This window comes from Streptomyces sp. NPDC091279 (genome assembly GCF_044757465.1).
In the GTDB taxonomy this organism is placed as follows: Bacteria; Actinomycetota; Actinomycetes; order Streptomycetales; family Streptomycetaceae; genus Streptomyces.
Genome location: NZ_JBIVVA010000002.1, coordinates 65,592 through 81,935 on the forward strand (window position 1 = coordinate 65,592; position 16,344 = coordinate 81,935).

The window sequence follows — 16,344 nt, forward strand, 5'->3', positions numbered from 1 at the left end:
CCTCCCGTCGATCCCGAGAGACCCCGCATGCTCATACGCCTCCTGCGCACCCACCTCCGGCCGTACCGGAGACCCCTCGCGCTGCTGGTGCTGCTCCAGCTTCTCCAGACCTGCGCCATGCTCTGGCTGCCCACCCTGAACGCCGACGTCATCGACAACGGCGTCGTCAAGGGCGACACCGGCCGCATCCTGTCCCTCGGCGCGCTGATGGTCGGGGTCTCGCTGGTCCAGGTCGCCGGCAACATCGGCGCCGTCCACCACGGCACGAAGACCGCCGCCGCGATCGGCCGGGACCTGCGCGCCGGGATCTTCGACCGGGTGCAGTCCTTCTCGGCCCGGGAGGTCGGCCGGTTCGGCACCCCCTCGCTGATCACCCGGACGACCAACGACGTGCAGCAGGTCCAGATGCTGGCCTTGATGACGTTCACCCAGATGGTGGTCGCCCCCCTCATGTGTGTCGGCGGGGTCGTGCTGGCGCTGGGCCTCGACGTGCCGCTGTCGGGCGTGCTGGTGGCGGTGGTGCCGACGTTGGGTGTCTGCGTGACGTTGATCGTGCGCCGGTTGCGGCCGTTGTTCCGGTCGATGCAGGGGCGGCTGGACACCGTGAACCGGGTGCTGCGTGAGCAGATCACCGGCAACCGGGTCATCCGGGCGTTCGTCCGCGACGGTGACGAGCAACGGCGGTTCGGGAAGGCCAACGCCGATCTCACCGAGATGTCGTTGAAGACGGGCAATCTGCTCGCGCTGATGTTCCCGGTGGTGATGACGACGGTGAACCTGTCGTCGATCGCGGTGGTCTGGTTCGGCGCTCACCGCATCGACAGCGGGGGCATGCAGATCGGCGATCTGACCGCGTTCCTCGCCTACTTGATGCAGATCGTCCTCGCCGTGGTCATGGCCACCTTCATGTTCATGACCGCCCCGCGCGCCGAGGTCTGCGCCGAACGTATCCTCGCGGTGCTGGAGACCTCCTCCAGCGTGGTGCCGCCGATCGACCCGGTGACGGAGCTGCCCCGGCATGGGCATCTGGAGCTTCGGGGTGCCGGGTTCCGTTATCCGGGGGCGGAGGAGTCGGTGCTGAAGTCGGTCGATCTGGTGGCGAGGCCGGGTGAGACGACCGCTGTGATCGGTTCGACGGGCAGTGGCAAGTCCACGCTGCTGGGGCTGATTCCGCGGCTGTTCGACGCGACCGACGGCGAGATCCTCGTCGACGGCACCGGGGTCGCGGCCATCGAGCCGACGTTGCTTGCCCGGACGGTGAGTCTGGTGCCGCAGAAGCCGTATCTGTTCGCCGGGACCGTCGCCACCAACCTGCGCTACGGCAAGCCGGACGCGAGCGACGAGGAGTTGTGGCACGCGCTGAAGGTGGCGCAGGCCGAGGACTTCGTTCGGAAGCTGGAGGGCGGCCTGGAGGCGCCGATCGCGCAGGGCGGCACCAACGTCTCCGGCGGTCAGCGCCAGCGTCTGGCCATCGCGCGCACGCTGGTGCAGCGCCCGGAGATCTACCTGTTCGACGACTCGTTCTCCGCGCTGGACTACGCGACGGACGCGGCGTTGCGGGCGGCGCTGGGGCGGGAGACCGCCGGGGCGACCGTCGTCATCGTCGCGCAGCGGGTGGCGACCATCCGTGACGCCGACCAGATCGTCGTCCTCGACGAGGGCCGGGTCGTCGGCGCCGGCCGCCATCACGAACTGATGGCCGGCAACGACACCTACCGGGAGATCGTCCTCTCCCAGCTCACGGAAGCGGAGGCCGCCTGATGGCCGGGCCCCTGGACCGCACGATGGCCGACAACGGTCCCGACAGCCGCTCCATGGACTTCAGGGTGTCCGGCGGACGGCTGCTGGCCCGCTTCCGTGCCGAGCGGGGCACCCTCTGCCTGATGGTGTGCTCCATGGCGCTGAGCGTCGGCCTCAACGTCGTCGGCCCGAAGCTCCTCGGCAACGCCACCGACCTGGTGTTCGCCGGGATCGTCGGGCGGCGGATGCGGGCGGGCACGAGCAGGGAACAGGCCCTCGCGGGGTTGCGGGCGCACGGCTCGGGCGGCGTCGCCGACATGCTCGCGAGCACCGACTTCACGCCCGGCAAGGGCATCGACTTCCACGCGCTGGGCGGGGTCCTGTCGCTCGCCCTCGGGACGTTCCTGACCGCCGGGCTGCTGATGGCGGTGGCGACACGGATGGTCAACAGGGCCGTGAACCAGGCGATGTTCCGGATGCGTGAGGACGTGCAGGGCAAGCTGTCGCGGCTGCCGCTGTCCTACTTCGACCGGCGTCAGCGCGGTGAGGTGCTGAGCCGGGCGACCAACGACATCGACAATCTCGGCCAGACCCTCCAGCAGTCCATGGGGCAGGTCGTGAACTCGCTGCTGAACATCGTCGGCGTCCTGGTCATGATGCTGTGGGTGTCGTGGATTCTCGCCCTGGTGGCGTTGGTGACGGTGCCGTTGTCGTTCCTCATCGCGACCCGGGTGGGCAAGCGGTCGCAGCCGCACTTCGTCCAGCAGTGGCGCTCCACCGGCAAGCTGAACGCCCACGTCGAGGAGATGTACACCGGGCACACCCTGGTCAAGGTGTTCGGGCGGCACGAGGAGTCCGCCAAGCAGTTCGCCGAGCAGAACGACGCCCTGTACGACGCGGGATTCCGGGCCCAGTTCAACAGCGGGATCATGCAGCCGCTGATGATGTTCGTCTCCAACCTGAACTATGTGCTGGTCGCCGTCGTCGGCGGGCTGCGGGTGGCCTCCGGGTCCCTGTCCATCGGGGATGTGCAGGCGTTCATCCAGTACTCGCGGCAGTTCTCCATGCCCCTGACGCAGGTCGCGTCGATGGCGAACCTGGTCCAGTCCGGCGTCGCCTCCGCCGAGCGGATCTTCGAACTCCTCGACGCCGACGAACAGGACGCCGACCCGGTCCCCGGCGTACGCCCCGACGAACTGCGCGGACGCGTCGCCCTGGAGAACGTCTCCTTCCGCTACGACCCCGACAAACCCCTCATCGAGGACCTGTCGTTGAAGGTCGAGCCGGGCCAGACCGTCGCGATCGTCGGGCCGACCGGGGCGGGGAAGACCACCCTGGTCAACCTTTTGATGCGGTTCTACGAGGTCTCCGGCGGACGCATCACCCTCGACGGCGTCGACATCGCCCGGATGTCCCGCGACGAACTCCGCGCCGGCATCGGCATGGTCCTCCAGGACACCTGGCTCTTCGGCGGCACCATCGCCGAGAACATCGCCTACGGAGCCTCCCGCGACGTCACCCAGGGCGAGATCGAGGAAGCCGCCCGCGCCGCACACGCCGACCGGTTCGTACGCACCCTGCCCGACGGCTACGACACCGTCATCGACGACGAAGGCACCGGCGTCAGCGCCGGCGAGAAACAACTCATCACCATCGCCCGCGCCTTCCTCTCCGACCCCGTCATCCTCGTCCTCGACGAAGCCACCAGCTCCGTCGACACCCGCACCGAAGTACTCATCCAGAAAGCCATGGCCAAACTCGCCGACGGACGCACCTCGTTCGTCATCGCCCACCGCCTCTCCACCATCCGCGACGCGGACACCATCCTCGTCATGGAGAACGGCTCCCTCGTCGAACAAGGCACCCACAGCGAACTGTTGGGAGCCGAGGGAGCCTACGCCCGGCTGTACCAGGCACAGTTCGCACAGGCGGTCGCCGAGGTCGGCTGAGAACGCGCTCCGGGCGAGGGCGCCCCGCACCGGAGAGGGCGCCCCGCACCGGCGCGGGCGGCACCCGAACGGGCCCTCCCCGCAGACGCCTCCCCGCAGGCGCTGCGCCGATGGGCCTTTCGTCGGTGCGGGTACTCCTGGCCCGGGTGGGCGAGCGGACTTTCGCGGCTGTCAGCAACGGCCAGGCCCGTTCACTCGGACGAGTGACCATCCCTCGTGGGTCTCGCGCGTGCTTTCGTGGCACACGGGGAATTCCCTGGCCATTTTTGACCGCAGCAGTTCGAACCTGGCCAGTCAGTGGCCCGAATTATCTCCGAGGGAACTCGGGGGACGGTTCTGGAGGGTCGCCTCCGGGGAACCCGGATTCACTTTCGTGGATTTCCGCGCCGCCCGCCGTCCGCGTGCCGAGATTAGTGTTCGACGTGGCGCGGAAAGGACTCCGAGTTGGTTGGCATCAGCAGCGGAGTCCTCCCCGCCGTACCGAACCGCACCCGACATGAGGAGAAGGGCATGATGTGGCACGTCCGCCGGAAGATGACACGTCTCTTTCCGGCAGCGCCTGAGATTAGCATTCCGATTTCCGCCGTCCTGCAAACCAGCCTGGTGAGCATCACCCTGACGACCTTCCACTTCAGTTCCGTACTGACTCTGGGCGTCACCGTGGCCACCGCGCGATGGCCGCACTCCCTCCCCGCACAGGTGCTGGTCACGATCCTCGCCTCCGCCCTTTCGGACCGCAGCCGAGTCGTCCGCCTGAAACTGCGCCGCACCCGCTAGCACCGGCCTGCTCCGCTGAACGACGCCGAGGCCGACTCGGCCGAGTCGGCCTCGGCGTCGTTCGGGACACCCGCGTTCACCTGCCCGGTCTTTCCCGTCGAAGGCAAGCCGCTCCCGAAGGCGGCTTCCGCTCCGCACCGAGCCTCCCGCTCGACGGGACCACCAGCTGCGAGACGACCGTCATGCCGCCATCCGCCCCGCCCGCACCCAGAGCAGCAGCAGCCGCCGCCTCCGCCCGGCGGCAGCCCGCCTCCGCCCCCGTGACTCCCCACGCCGCAGCGGCCTACGCCGCCTTCTGCCGCGACCACTGGCCGACCTACCGGCAGTACGCCGCCGCCGTCACCGGCGACCCCGCGACCGGAGACCGGCTCGCCCGCGCCGCCCTGCGGGAACTCGGCGCCCAGTGGCCCACCGCCCTGCGCAGCGCCCTTCCCTCCGCCCTGGCCTGGTCGCTCCTGCGCGCCACCACGGCCTCCAGCAGGACGCCCACCATCCGCACACTGCAACGGAACCTCGCCCCGCGAGAGACCGACGCGCTCGTCCTGCGCTACCGGCTCGGCCTGACGCCACGACAGGCCGGACACGCCATGGGCATCGAACCGTCAGCCGTCGCACTGCTCACACGCAACGCTCTGAGGAGGGCCACCACCCTTCCCCGCGACGACCTTCCCCACGAGAACCCTCCCCACGAGGACCTTCCCCGCGAGGGGCATATGCCAATGTCGGATGCGCTCTGAGCCGAGGAGTTGTGCGCCGGGGCACTTCGGGCCGTATGACCACTGAATCCGCTTCAGGGAGTTTCGCGCATACCCGAAAGCGGGTAGCTGTCGGTCTGCCCTGCCTCCTAGCATGACGTTTCTGCCTTCGGGGAACCGCCACGTCTCAGGGGGATGTGCGCGGCCGAAAGTGTGGGGAGCGGCTCATTCTTGACCTCAGTAAACCCAGCATTGCTCGAATGTACGATTTCTTGCTGGGCGGAACCGACAATTACGCGGTCGACCGGGAAACCTGCGAAGCGTTACTGGCCATGGCTCCCAGTACGCGTGAACTCGCCCTGGTGAACAGAGCCTTTCTCGTCAGATCCGTGCGCTATCTCGCCCGCGAGTGCGGCGTGCGCCACTTTCTCGACCACGGCTCCGGTCTGCCGACCCGGCCCAATGTCCACCAGGTCGCCCAGGACGTAGATCCGTCGAGTCAGGTCGTCTATATCGACAAGGACCCCGTCGTCTACGCTCACGGCCGTGGGATGCTCGCCGAGGACCCGCACACCACGGCGGTCCTGAACGCCGATATCCGTCATACGGACCGCATTTTCGAAAGCCCCGAGGTGCGGAGACTGGTGGCGGACGGCCGGCCCGTCGCCGCTCTCTTCGTGTCGGTGCTGCACTGCGTCCCCAGCAGCGACGAACCATGGGATCTCGTCCGGCGCGTGGCCGAGCGGTTACCCGCCGGCAGCTACCTCGTGATCTCGCATCTCGCCAGCGACGACGCCGAACTCCGTGGGAGAATCACCGACTTCATGGCCGACGTCACGGACGACCGCTGGGGCGAGGTCCGTTCGACCAAAGAGGTCGCGCGATTCTTCGACGGCTTTGAGCTTCTGGAGGCGGACAGGCCCGACGAGGTCTCGTCATGGCGACCCGACAGCGACCTGGCACCCCGGCAGCGCAGCAAGGAGTGGGTCAATTACGGCGGGGTGGCCAGGATCAGCCGACCGTCCGCCCCGGAGCCCGGCTAGGACCTGTCCGGCCGATCACGCCGCAGACGCGGGGCCCGCCGAGCCACCGTTGCTTCCCTGCGACTTGATCGGCCGGACAGGCTCTAATCGACGAGCCGGTCGATGTGCTTGGCCAGGCAGTCCATGGATTCCTGCTTGCTCAACGCCCTGCCCCAGAGGTCGTCCATCGACGCCTGATACAGCTCGACCTCGTCCTCTTCCTGGAGCAGCGAGCCGCCGCGGTTCCGCTCCTCCAGATAGACCGCGCGGCCGGTGGACTCCTCGTCGGGCTTGAGCAGGGTCATCGAGGGGTGTATCGGGCTGCCCTGGTGCAGGGCGGAGCCGGGCAGGATGCGGATATGCATGTTCGGCCTGTTCTCCGCCATGTTGAACAGATGCCGCAGCTGCTCGCGCAGAACGATCCGGCCGCCCATCTCCAAGCGCAGTACGGACTGGGCGATGAGCGCCTCGAAGATCGGGGCATCGTCCTCTTCGAGGAGAGTCTGGCGCTGCAAACGGATCGCCAGTCTGAGGTGCATCAGTTTCTTGAACTTGCTCTGGAGCTCGGGGTTCTGTTGGGCGCGGGTGAAGTCGTTCATGAGGGACTTGGCGTAGGCGCGGGTCTGGAGCATCCCGGGGACGCTGCTCTCCTGATAGGTGCGGATCACCTTGGAGATCGCCTCAAGGGCGAACAGGCCGGCCAGCGGTTCATCGACGACGTCCGACGGATTGGCCCAGTACGGAGAGCTGCCGATGCGGCGAAGATGCCGGTCCGCTTCTTCCAGGACCCATTCCGGAGCACCGCAGTCCCGAAGGAACGCGTCGACCTTCAGGGGGTCCTGCTTCGTGGTCCCGGTCTCGTACTTGCTCAGGACGGGCACCGAGTTGAACACCTGCGTCGCCTGCACCGCGTCGGCCTGGTTCCACCCCTTCTGCTGGCGGTGAAGCCGCATCATCGCGCCGACAGCCCGCGCCAACGGATGAGGCGCGGGCTGCGACGACTTCTTCCCCTGACCGCCAGGCAGGAAAGTGAGCTGAGCGGACATCTTCACTCCTCGCGCGTGGGCGGCACTCTTACCGCCCCGCGAACAGCATTATTCGCCCATTCGGCTCACTGCAACCCCTGGCCAAAAAGATTTCAGACAGTGAGCCTGTCGAATTCGCCCTTACGTGCCCCGTCGACGAAAGCAGACAGCTCCGCTTTTGTGAAGATCAAGGCCGGTCCCTCGGGGTCGCGCGAGTTGCGGACCGCGATGTTTTCGTGAACCTCGGCAAGTTCGACGCAGTCCCCGATCGCGTCGCTCGCGGTCGCCTTCACCCACTGCGCGCCTACCAGTTCGCCGGCGCCGATTCCGTTGATGATGTGACTCACAGTGCACCCGTTTCTCTCTCTGACCAGTGGCGATTCCATGCCCACGGTGGGCTCCGGTCGCCTCGTCCTTGACTTTCGCCGCTCCGGGAGAATTTCGCGGCCCTGCGAAAGTGAAGGAAAGTCTAGACCCCCGGGACCGGGTGGCGGTGTCCCTCGATTGGGCGTTCCTGCGGGATGGAAAGAGTAAGTGTGAAAATCCGATTGATGCGGAAGGTGAGGGAGTATCTTCCCGGGAATGGCTGAACATCGCCCCTGGCAAAAATGGTCGACGGTCCGCCTCCGTCGAGAGGATGATTTCGTTCCGTTTCTCGAATCAGCCGCATTTCGCGCCGCTGTTCGAACAGTTCTGACGTCCCCCCGGGGCCGGGCTGTCAGAACGCCGATACGTGGGATCTGCGGGGCGTGACGCGGGGGCCGCGGTGGGGTGCGGTGCGGCGGTGCCCGGCGGGGCGGAGCCGGACGACGGCGTCGAGACCGCCGTCGGGTGCCGCGTCGAGGGTGACGTCTCCGCCACCGGCCAGGGTGAGTTGCCGCACGATGGGCAGGCCGAGCCCCGTGCCGTCGTGGCAGGAGTCGGCGGCCCGCCAGAAACGGTCGAAGGCACGCGCGCGTTCGGCCTCGGTCATGCCGGGCCCCTGGTCGACGACGTGCAGCTCGACACCCGGGCTCCGCGGGTCGGCGGCGAACGTCGTGGCCAACGTGATGGTGGTGCCCGGCGGCGACACCCGCAGCGCGTTCGAGAGCAGGTTGTCGATGACCTGCTCCAGGGCGCCGGGGATCGCCCACACCTCGCCCGCCTCGGCACCGGTCACGGTGATGTCGACGTGGTTCTCGGCGGCGAACGCGGCCCAGGTGAGGGCACGGTCGGCGACGACGGCGTCCAGGTCGGTGGCCTCCGGGGTGCTCGCGGAGTTCTCCAGCCGGGCCAGCGCGAGCAGCCCCTGCACCATCCGGCCGAGCCGTTCCACTTCGCCCACCGCCTCGTCGAGGCTGGCGTGGGCGCGAGGGTCGAGGTAGGGCTCGAAGTTCTCCAACCGCAGGCGCAACGCCGTCAGCGGCGTCTTCAACTGGTGGGACGCCTCGGAGGCGAACGCCCGCTGCGCGTGCAGCAGATGCTGCAACCGGGTCGCCGTGCGCGAGAACGTCGAGGCCAGGCGCCGCAGTTCGGGCGGACCCTGCGTGATGGTGGGCGGGTCCTTGAGGCGGCCGTCGGCCAGTTCGGCGGTGGCCCGCTCCAGGGCCCGCACGGGACCGGTGGCCCAGTGGGCCAGCGCGAACGCGATCGCCGCCACCGCCACCAGCACCCCCAGACCGATGAGGGCCAACGTCATCCAGGTGCCGTGGATCTTCGACGTCACCGGCGCGACCGGAAAGGAGACGCGCACCACGCAATCGACACTGCCCCCGGAGGGGGAGCACGGCACGGTGACCGTGAACGCGTCGCCGTCGACGGCACGGTCCTCGCGGGTCGTCGACAGGGAACGGTCGCGCAGGGCGGTCGCGATGTCGGGCTCGGCGGACAGGTCCGTGCCGGTGGCGACGGCGCCGCGCGAGTCGGCGAGCACGCCCCCGGTGGCGTCCAGAACGACGACGCGGCTGCCGTTCTCCTTCACGAAGTCGGCCAGCAGCGCCGGGACTTCGGAGGTGGCCCGCCGTTCGACCCGGGCCTGAAGGACCTGCGTCAGCAACTCGGCGGAGTGCCGTCCGTCGCCGGTGAAACGGGAGATCTCGCCGCGCGCGTACACATAGCCGAGCGGCACTTCCAGACCGAGCAGGACGAGCATCGTGAGGCTGAGGTAACTGAGCACGAGCCGCCGCGTCACCGCGCACCCCAGGGCGGCACCTGCCACACGGCAACGCCTGCGGGGGAGTCGGGGGAGTGCGGCGAGTCGGGTAACTCGGGCGCGTCGACGGGCGGTTGGAGGCGGAAGCCCACGCCCCGGATGGTGTCGATCCAGGCGGAGTCACCGAGTTTGCGGCGCAGCGCGGCGATGTGGACGTCCAACGTCTTGGTCGGGCCGAAGTAGTTCGGGTGCCAGACCGTGTCCAGGATGTGCTGCCGGGTGCAGACGGCGCCGGGATCGTCGGCCAGGCAGACCAGCAGGTCGAACTCCTTCGGTGACAGCGCGATCGGCGCCCGCTCCAGATGCACGTGGCGGGTGCGCCGGTCGATCGTCAACGGGCCGATCCGCTGGAGGAGTTCGGCAGGCTCGGCGGGTCCCCGCGACCCCGGTCCCGCCGGTGCGGGTCCGGCCACCGTGAACGCCGCCTGGGCCCGGCGGCTCACGGCGCGGATACGGGCGATGAGTTCGCGGACGCCGAACGGCTTGGACACGTAGTCGTCGGCGCCGATCTCCAGACCGAGGACGCGGTCGACCTCGTCGCTCCGCGCCGTGATGATGATGATCGGCACCTGCGAACGGAGCCGGAGCGCCCGGCACACCTCGATGCCGTCCATGTCGGGCAGCCCCAGGTCCAACAGGACCATGTCGGACTCCCCGGCGGCGAGCCCCTCCCTGCCGGTGCGGGCACGGTCGACGGTGAACCCGAAACGGTTCAGCCCCTCGATCAGCGGACCGGCCACCCGATCGTCGTCCTCGATCAGCAGCACCCGTACGCCCATACGTCCCGTTCCTCCATGATTCACGGAGTCGCGAAGTCCCCTCCCGTGCAGCCCCCGGCGAGGCCACCGCCCTGGGGTACGCACGGAAGCCGTCCGGCGTTCACGGGGGCCGGGTCGGCCGGGGGCGCGTGCGTCCGCGCGCGCCTGCTCAGGAACGTCCGGTCAGGAACGTCCGGGCAGGAACGGCGGACCATTGGCCGTTGCTTAACTCTCCGCTGGCGCAACGCTGTCCTGGCCCTACCGACGGTCTCCTAGGGTGTGGGTGAGCCCGGTCGGGCACCCGCAGCGGAGCCTCGCCGCCCCAACTCACCGCCGGACAGAGGCCTTTCCCCGACCGAGAGAAAGGACACCGTGTCCCCCGACCCCGACCCCGACCCCGACCCCGAAACGGCATCGCCGACCGGATCGCCAACGCCGGGCCCCGACAGCCGCCCCGGGTTGTGGGACCGGCTGGGCGACCGCAGGGCCACCGCCGTCACGGCCGCCGCAGCGGGGCTCGTTCTCCTCGGCGTGCTCCTCGTCATGTCGATGATCACGGACGGCATCACCTTCACCTCCGACAGGACCCGGCCCGCAGGAGGGAGCGCCTCGAACGTGAACCCCCCGAGCCAGGACCCCCTGCCCGAGGAACCGGCCGCCCCCACGACACCCCCCACCGCCGACCCCTCCTCCTCGGGCCTCCCGACGGACCCGGCGACAGGCAACGGCGCCCTGCCGACCGGCGATGATGACGACGGTGACGACGACGATGACGACGGTGACGGTGACATTGACGACGTTGATGACCTTGACGACGACGATGATGGGAGCGACGACGAGGATGACGACGTTGACGATGAGGATGACGAGGGTGACGAGGGTGCGGACCATGGATAGGCGTCCCGGATCAACCTGTTGACCTCAACCCCGGTGCCATCAACCCGTTGATGCCGACCGTCAACTCCACCAGTCCAATCTGGACAAGGTCGTCAACTCTGTACGGCTGATCTGGATGAAGTCATCAACCTTGACGCGGTCAACCCTCAGCACCCGGTCCGGTTGAGGCACTCAACCCTGTACGTCCAGTCTGGTCGAGGTCGCGCCCTCCCCAAGGCCGCTCCTCCCCAAGGCCGCTCCTCCCCAATGCCGCCCCTCCCACCCCACCCGCCCCACCTCCCGCACCCGACCTTTCTCACATAAGTCCTGCACGGGGGTTGTCCTGACTTTCTGCCGGGACCTATGGTCACGCGAGAGCAAGCGCTTTCCCCGCCCCGCGCCTTCCCTTCCCCACCCCTTCCTTGCCCCTTGTCTCCCCCTTTCTTCTCTTTCTTCTCTCCACCAGTACGTCGCACGTCCGAGGAGCAGGAGTACGCATGACCATCCGTGTCAGCCATGTGCATGGCGACCATGTCGCGGTCGAGGCGGCGAACGGTACCGAGATCCTGCGGTACGTCTACCGGCCGGACGCCGAGGCGTACGAGGCGCGCAAACCGTACGCGCATCCGTTGCGGACCCTCGGCGGGCGGGTCGTCAGCGGGTACCGGCCCAGTGATCACCGTTGGCACAAGGGCTTGCAGATGACGGCGAGTCATCTGTCCGGGCAGAACTTCTGGGGTGGGCACAGTTATGTGCACGGCGAGGGGTACCTCGATCTGCCGGAGATCGTCGGGTCGATGCGGCACGACGGGTTCACGGAGTTCGCCGTGGAGGACGAACGGCTGCGGTTCACCGAGGAGTTGACCTGGGTCGAGAACGGCGGCGAGGAGTGGGCGCGGGAGGTGCGCGGGGTCACCGTGCACTCCGTCGACGAGGCGGCCGGTGCCTGGGCGCTGGACTGGTCGATCCGGCTGACCAACCTCCGTGATGCGCCGCTCGCCTTCGGTTCGCCGACCACCGCCGGGCGGGACAGCGCCGGGTACACCGGGCTGCACTGGCGCGGGCCGCGCGACTTCACCGGCGGCACCGCCTTCGCGGCCGACGGCGACGGGGCCGAGGAGCTGATGGGCACGGCGGGGGCCTGGCTCGCGTACAGCGCCGAGCACGACGACGTCGACGGGCACTCCACCCTCGTTTTCGCGCATGCTCCCGAGAATCTGGACGACGCGACGGCGATCCACGCCTCGCACTGGTTCGTGCGGGCGGAGCCGATTCCGACGGTGGCGTTCTCGTGGGCGTTCCACGAGGAGTTCGCGCTGCCGGCGGGGGAGTCGTTCGCCTACCGCTACCGGGTGGTGTTCGCGGACGGGGCGTGGGACCGGGAGCGGGTCGCGGCGCATCTGGCGGGGCTGGCCTGGTGAGGCGCGGCGCCGGGCGGGCCCGGAAACCCTAGGGGACCGAGAACAGCGGTACAGAGAGATACGCACGGAGATACAGAGAACGAGGTTCGCATGCCCGGACACAGGACGAAGGGGTTCTGCGCGTCGGCCACCGCACTGTTGATGTGCGCGCTGCTGGCCGGTTGCGGTGGGTCGGCCGCGGCCGACGGCAAGGTCGTGCTGAGCTACACCTGGTGGGGCAACCCCGACCGGGCCGCGCGCACCGAGAAGGCCATTGCCCTGTTCGAGAAGGCGAACCCGGGGATCGACGTCCGTACGTCGTTCGCCGGTTACGACGCCTACAAGCAGAAGCTCGCCACGCAGGCCGCGGGCGGCGACGCCCCCGATGTCATGCAGCTCGACTACCGCCAGATCGACCAGTACGCGACCGGCGGGGTCCTGCTCGACCTCGGCAAGGAGAAGGCCGCGCTGCGCACCGGCGAGATCGATGCCGGGCTGCTCGCGACCGGCCGCGTCGACGGCACGCAGTTCGCGATTCCGCAGGGGCGCGGCACCGAGACCGTCGTCTACGACGTGAAGACCTGGAAGGCGTCCGGGGTGCCGCTGCCCAAGGGGGCCTGGACGTGGGACGAATGGGCCGACGCCATGCGTGACCTCGCCCGCGAGACCGGCAAACCCGGCGCCACCGACCCGGGGCAGAGCGAGGACTCGTTCGAGGTCTGGCTGCGTGGCCAGGGCAAGTCCCTGTACACGAAGGACAACCAACTGGGCTTCACCAGCGCGGACTTGACGCGCTGGTGGACGTTCACCGACGGGTTGCGCCGGGCCGGTGCCGTCTCGACCGCCGAGCAGACCACACAGCTCGACGGCACCGTGGAGAACACCCCGTTGGGGCGCGGCGAGTCCGTCACCGACGCCAACTGGGACGCTCCCGCAAGCGGGTTCACCGCCCTCGTCGCCGGCGGGATCGCCCTGGCGCCGATGCCGACCGGCGCCGACGGCACCCCCGGCCAGTACTTCAAGCCGTCGATGTTCCTCGGCGCCTCCGCCGACACCCGGCACCCCGAGGCGGCCGCCCGGCTCATCGACTTCCTGCTCAACGACCCCGGCGCGGCCGAGGTCCTCGGCGCCACCCGGGGCATCCCCGTCAACGAGTCGATCCGCAAGGCCGTCGAGCCCCAACTCACCGGATTCGACCGGACGGTGGCCGACTACCAGGCGTCCCTCGACGGAACCCTCAAGACCCCGCCGCAGGCGCCGCCCTCCGGTGACAACGCCCTCCAGACCACCTTCCAGCGCGACTACGACCAGGTGTCGTACCAGCGCATGTCGCCCCGCGAGGCGGCCGAGAACTATGTCACCGAGGCGAAGGCGGAGTTGAGGTCATGACCACCACCACCGACGTCTCCGTCGCCCGGCCCGCGCGGCCGTCCGCCGCCCCAACTCGCCCCCGGCGCAGGCGAGAAGGCGCCGCCTGGGTGTTCCTCTCGCCATGGGTGGTCGGCGCGATCGGCCTCACCCTGCTGCCCATGGCCGTGTCGCTGTACCTCTCCTTCACGGACTACGACCTCTTCAACCCGCCGCACTGGATCGGTCTGCGCAACTACACGCAGATGTTCACCGAGGACCCCCGCTACTGGCGCTCGGTCGTGACGACCCTGACGTACGTCGTCATCGCCGTCCCGCTCCAACTCGCCCTGGCCCTGGGCGTGGCGCTCGCCCTGAAGTCCATGCGCCGGGGCCGCGCCTTCTACCGCTCGGCGTTCTACGCGCCCTCGCTGCTCGGCGCGTCGATGTCCATCGCCCTGGTCTGGCGGGCGATCTTCAACGACGGCGGCACGGTCGACAACCTGCTCGGCACCGGCGGCTGGGTCAACCGGCCCGGCTGGGCGCTGCTGTCCGTCGCGCTGCTGACCGTGTGGCAGTTCGGGGCGCCGATGGTCATCTTCCTCGCCGGACTCCAGCAGATCCCGGGGGAGTTGTACGAGGCGGCGGCGGTGGACGGGGCGAGCAGGCGACGCCAGTTCTGGTCCATCACCGTGCCGATGCTCTCCCCGGTCCTCTTCTTCAACCTGGTCCTCCAGACCATCCAGGCCTTCCAGGTCTTCACCCCCGCCTTCGCGATCAGCGCGGGCAAGGGCGGGCCCGCCGACTCCACCCTCGTCTACACCATGTACCTCTACGACCGGGGCTTCGTCGCCTCCCACATGGGCTACGCCTCGGCCATGGCCTGGGTGTTGCTGCTGGTCATCGGCGCGGTCACGGCGGTGCTGTTCCGCACGTCCCGGTCCTGGGTCTTCTACGCAGCGGAAGGAGACCGTTGATGCCGACGACTCCCGTGACCGAACCGACCGCACCGACGCCTGCGGCAACTGACGGATCGTCACCTCGGTTGGGGCCGTCAACTCCCTTGGCCCCGCTGGTCCGTAACCGGCGCCGCATCGCCCTGCACGCCGGGTGCCTGGCCGCGCTGCTGGTGATGCTCTACCCGCTGGCCTGGCTGCTCGCGACCTCGCTCAAGCCCGCCGACGAGGTCATCGCCAGCCTCAACCTCCTTCCCCGCCACGTGGAATGGTCCAACTACTCCACCGCCCTGGAGGGCGTCAACGGCGTCTCCGTCGGCCGGCTCCTCACCAACTCGCTGCTGATCGCGGGCGGCGCGGTCATCGGCAACGTCCTCAGCTGCTCACTGGCCGCGTACGCGTTCGCGCGGCTGCGGTTCCGGATGCGCGGGCCGCTGTTCGCGTTCATGATCGCGACGATCATGCTGCCCCACCACGCGGTGCTGATCCCGCAGTACATCATCTTCAACAAGCTTGGCCTGGTGGATACTTACTGGCCGCTGATCCTGCCGAAGTTCCTCGCCACCGAGGCGTTCTTCGTCTTCCTGATCGTCCAGTTCATGCGCTCCCTGCCGCGCGAACTGGAGGAGGCGGCCCGGATCGACGGCTGCGGGCCGTTCCGCAGCTTCTTCCACATCATCCTGCCGCTGACCCGGCCCGCGCTGATCACCACCGCCATCTTCACCTTCATCTGGACCTGGAACGACTTCTTCACCCAGCTCATCTACCTCTTCGACCCCGACAAGTTCACCCTCACCCTCGCCCTGCGGTCCTTCGTCGACGCCTCCAGCCAGTCGTCGTTCGGCCCGATGTTCGCCATGTCGGTGATCGCCCTGCTGCCGATCGTGCTGTTCTTCCTCGCCTTCCAGCGGTTCCTGGTGGAGGGCATGGCCAGCTCGGGACTCAAGGGATGAGCGCGGTACGGGAACCCGGCGAGGTGTTCGGCCCCCGGTTCACCCTGTTCGCCGACGTCCTGAGCATCGGCCTCGCAACGGCCGTGTCCTGCCTGCCCGTTGTGACGATCCCGGCCGCGCTGTCGACGGCGTGCGCGGTCCTGCGCGGCGCGGGTGAGGACCGTCCGGCGACCGCGGGCCGCTACATCGCCCTGCTCCGACGCCGGCTGCGCGCCGGGGACCTGATGGCGGGCGCGGTCGTCGTCGCCGGGGTGCTGCTGTGCGCGGCCGACCTCGCGCTGGCCCGTGCGGGGCTGCCGGGCGGCGCCTTCTTCACCGTCGCCGCCGCGCTGATCGGCGTCTGTGCCGCGCTGGTCGCCCTGCGGGCCTGCGCCCGCCCCGAGTCCCTCACCGACTGGCCCGCAGCCCTCCGCGCCGCCGCCCGCGACGCCGTACGGGACGCCGGAGGCACCGCCCTGATCCTGCTGGCGGTCGCGACATCGGCGTTCTGCGCCTGGATGATGCTCCCGCTGGCCTTCTTGGTACCGGGCCCGATGGCGTTGGCGTTGACGGCGATCGAGGTGCGGGGGAGAGGGAAGGAGGCGGCGCTTCAGGGCGACTTGACTCGGTGAGGGGAGAGGGGGGCGGCTGGTGAACTCCTGAACACCCGCACGGG

The 16,344-nt window shown here is 69.0% G+C and carries 15 protein-coding genes; 11 read left to right on the forward strand and 4 right to left on the reverse strand.

Features of this window, described 5'->3' with window-relative positions; translation table 11 throughout:
- The first annotated feature begins 27 nt into the window (after positions 1-27).
- From ACIQOU_RS04190 to ACIQOU_RS04210, 5 genes are all read left to right on the forward strand, one after another.
- Positions 28-1,761 carry an ABC transporter ATP-binding protein gene (locus tag ACIQOU_RS04190; protein ID WP_401533727.1) on the forward strand — a complete coding sequence of 578 codons (1,734 nt, stop codon included), beginning with the start codon at positions 28-30 and terminating at the stop codon, positions 1,759-1,761.
- Positions 1,761-3,689 (forward strand): ABC transporter ATP-binding protein, encoded by a 1,929-nt coding sequence (locus tag ACIQOU_RS04195; RefSeq protein WP_401533728.1) that lies wholly within the window; start codon positions 1,761-1,763, stop codon positions 3,687-3,689. The genes ACIQOU_RS04190 and ACIQOU_RS04195 overlap by 1 nt, the downstream gene beginning before the upstream one ends.
- A 603-nt stretch (positions 3,690-4,292) precedes the next feature.
- On the forward strand, positions 4,293-4,466 hold the full coding sequence (locus ACIQOU_RS04200) for a hypothetical protein (protein WP_401533729.1): 174 nt from the start codon (positions 4,293-4,295) through the stop codon (positions 4,464-4,466).
- Positions 4,467-4,648: 182 nt separating this feature from the next.
- Complete coding sequence (locus ACIQOU_RS04205) at positions 4,649-5,203, forward strand: hypothetical protein (protein WP_401533730.1); 555 nt, start codon at positions 4,649-4,651, stop codon at positions 5,201-5,203.
- Positions 5,204-5,358: 155 nt separating this feature from the next.
- On the forward strand, positions 5,359-6,204 hold the full coding sequence (locus tag ACIQOU_RS04210; RefSeq protein WP_401533732.1) for an SAM-dependent methyltransferase: 846 nt from the start codon (positions 5,359-5,361) through the stop codon (positions 6,202-6,204).
- Between the two features lie 83 nt (positions 6,205-6,287).
- On the opposite strand, the gene ACIQOU_RS04215 is transcribed toward ACIQOU_RS04210, so the two are convergent.
- From ACIQOU_RS04215 to ACIQOU_RS04230, 4 genes are all read right to left on the reverse strand, one after another.
- On the reverse strand, positions 6,288-7,229 hold the full coding sequence (locus ACIQOU_RS04215) for a DUF5753 domain-containing protein (RefSeq protein ID WP_401533734.1): 942 nt from the start codon (positions 7,227-7,229) through the stop codon (positions 6,288-6,290).
- Between the two features lie 92 nt (positions 7,230-7,321).
- Positions 7,322-7,555, reverse strand: coding sequence for a DUF397 domain-containing protein (locus ACIQOU_RS04220; protein ID WP_401533735.1), 234 nt, complete (start codon positions 7,553-7,555; stop codon positions 7,322-7,324).
- 371 nt (positions 7,556-7,926) lie between these two features.
- A complete protein-coding gene (locus tag ACIQOU_RS04225; protein ID WP_401534628.1) occupies positions 7,927-9,378 on the reverse strand; it encodes a sensor histidine kinase in 1,452 nt (483 codons plus the stop codon).
- Positions 9,375-10,178 carry a response regulator transcription factor gene (locus tag ACIQOU_RS04230; RefSeq protein ID WP_401533736.1) on the reverse strand — a complete coding sequence of 268 codons (804 nt, stop codon included), beginning with the start codon at positions 10,176-10,178 and terminating at the stop codon, positions 9,375-9,377. Before ACIQOU_RS04230 ends, ACIQOU_RS04225 begins: the two co-directional genes overlap by 4 nt.
- Positions 10,179-10,700: 522 nt before the next feature.
- Between ACIQOU_RS04230 and ACIQOU_RS04235 the strand changes: the two genes are divergently transcribed.
- The 6 genes from ACIQOU_RS04235 (at position 10,701) to ACIQOU_RS04260 (ending at position 16,300) form a co-directional block, all read left to right on the forward strand.
- A complete protein-coding gene (locus ACIQOU_RS04235; protein ID WP_401533737.1) occupies positions 10,701-11,054 on the forward strand; it encodes a hypothetical protein in 354 nt (117 codons plus the stop codon).
- A gap of 476 nt (positions 11,055-11,530) precedes the next feature.
- Positions 11,531-12,454: a PmoA family protein gene (locus ACIQOU_RS04240; protein WP_401533739.1), complete on the forward strand. Its 924-nt coding sequence runs from the start codon at positions 11,531-11,533 to the stop codon at positions 12,452-12,454.
- A gap of 90 nt (positions 12,455-12,544) precedes the next feature.
- On the forward strand, positions 12,545-13,822 hold the full coding sequence (locus ACIQOU_RS04245; RefSeq protein ID WP_401533740.1) for an ABC transporter substrate-binding protein: 1,278 nt from the start codon (positions 12,545-12,547) through the stop codon (positions 13,820-13,822).
- Complete coding sequence (locus tag ACIQOU_RS04250) at positions 13,819-14,757, forward strand: carbohydrate ABC transporter permease (protein ID WP_401533741.1); 939 nt, start codon at positions 13,819-13,821, stop codon at positions 14,755-14,757. Before ACIQOU_RS04245 ends, ACIQOU_RS04250 begins: the two co-directional genes overlap by 4 nt.
- A gap of 155 nt (positions 14,758-14,912) precedes the next feature.
- On the forward strand, positions 14,913-15,689 hold the full coding sequence (locus tag ACIQOU_RS04255; protein WP_401534631.1) for a carbohydrate ABC transporter permease: 777 nt from the start codon (positions 14,913-14,915) through the stop codon (positions 15,687-15,689).
- A complete protein-coding gene (locus ACIQOU_RS04260) occupies positions 15,686-16,300 on the forward strand; it encodes a hypothetical protein (RefSeq protein WP_401533743.1) in 615 nt (204 codons plus the stop codon). The genes ACIQOU_RS04255 and ACIQOU_RS04260 overlap by 4 nt, the downstream gene beginning before the upstream one ends.
- Positions 16,301-16,344: the final 44 nt, after the last annotated feature.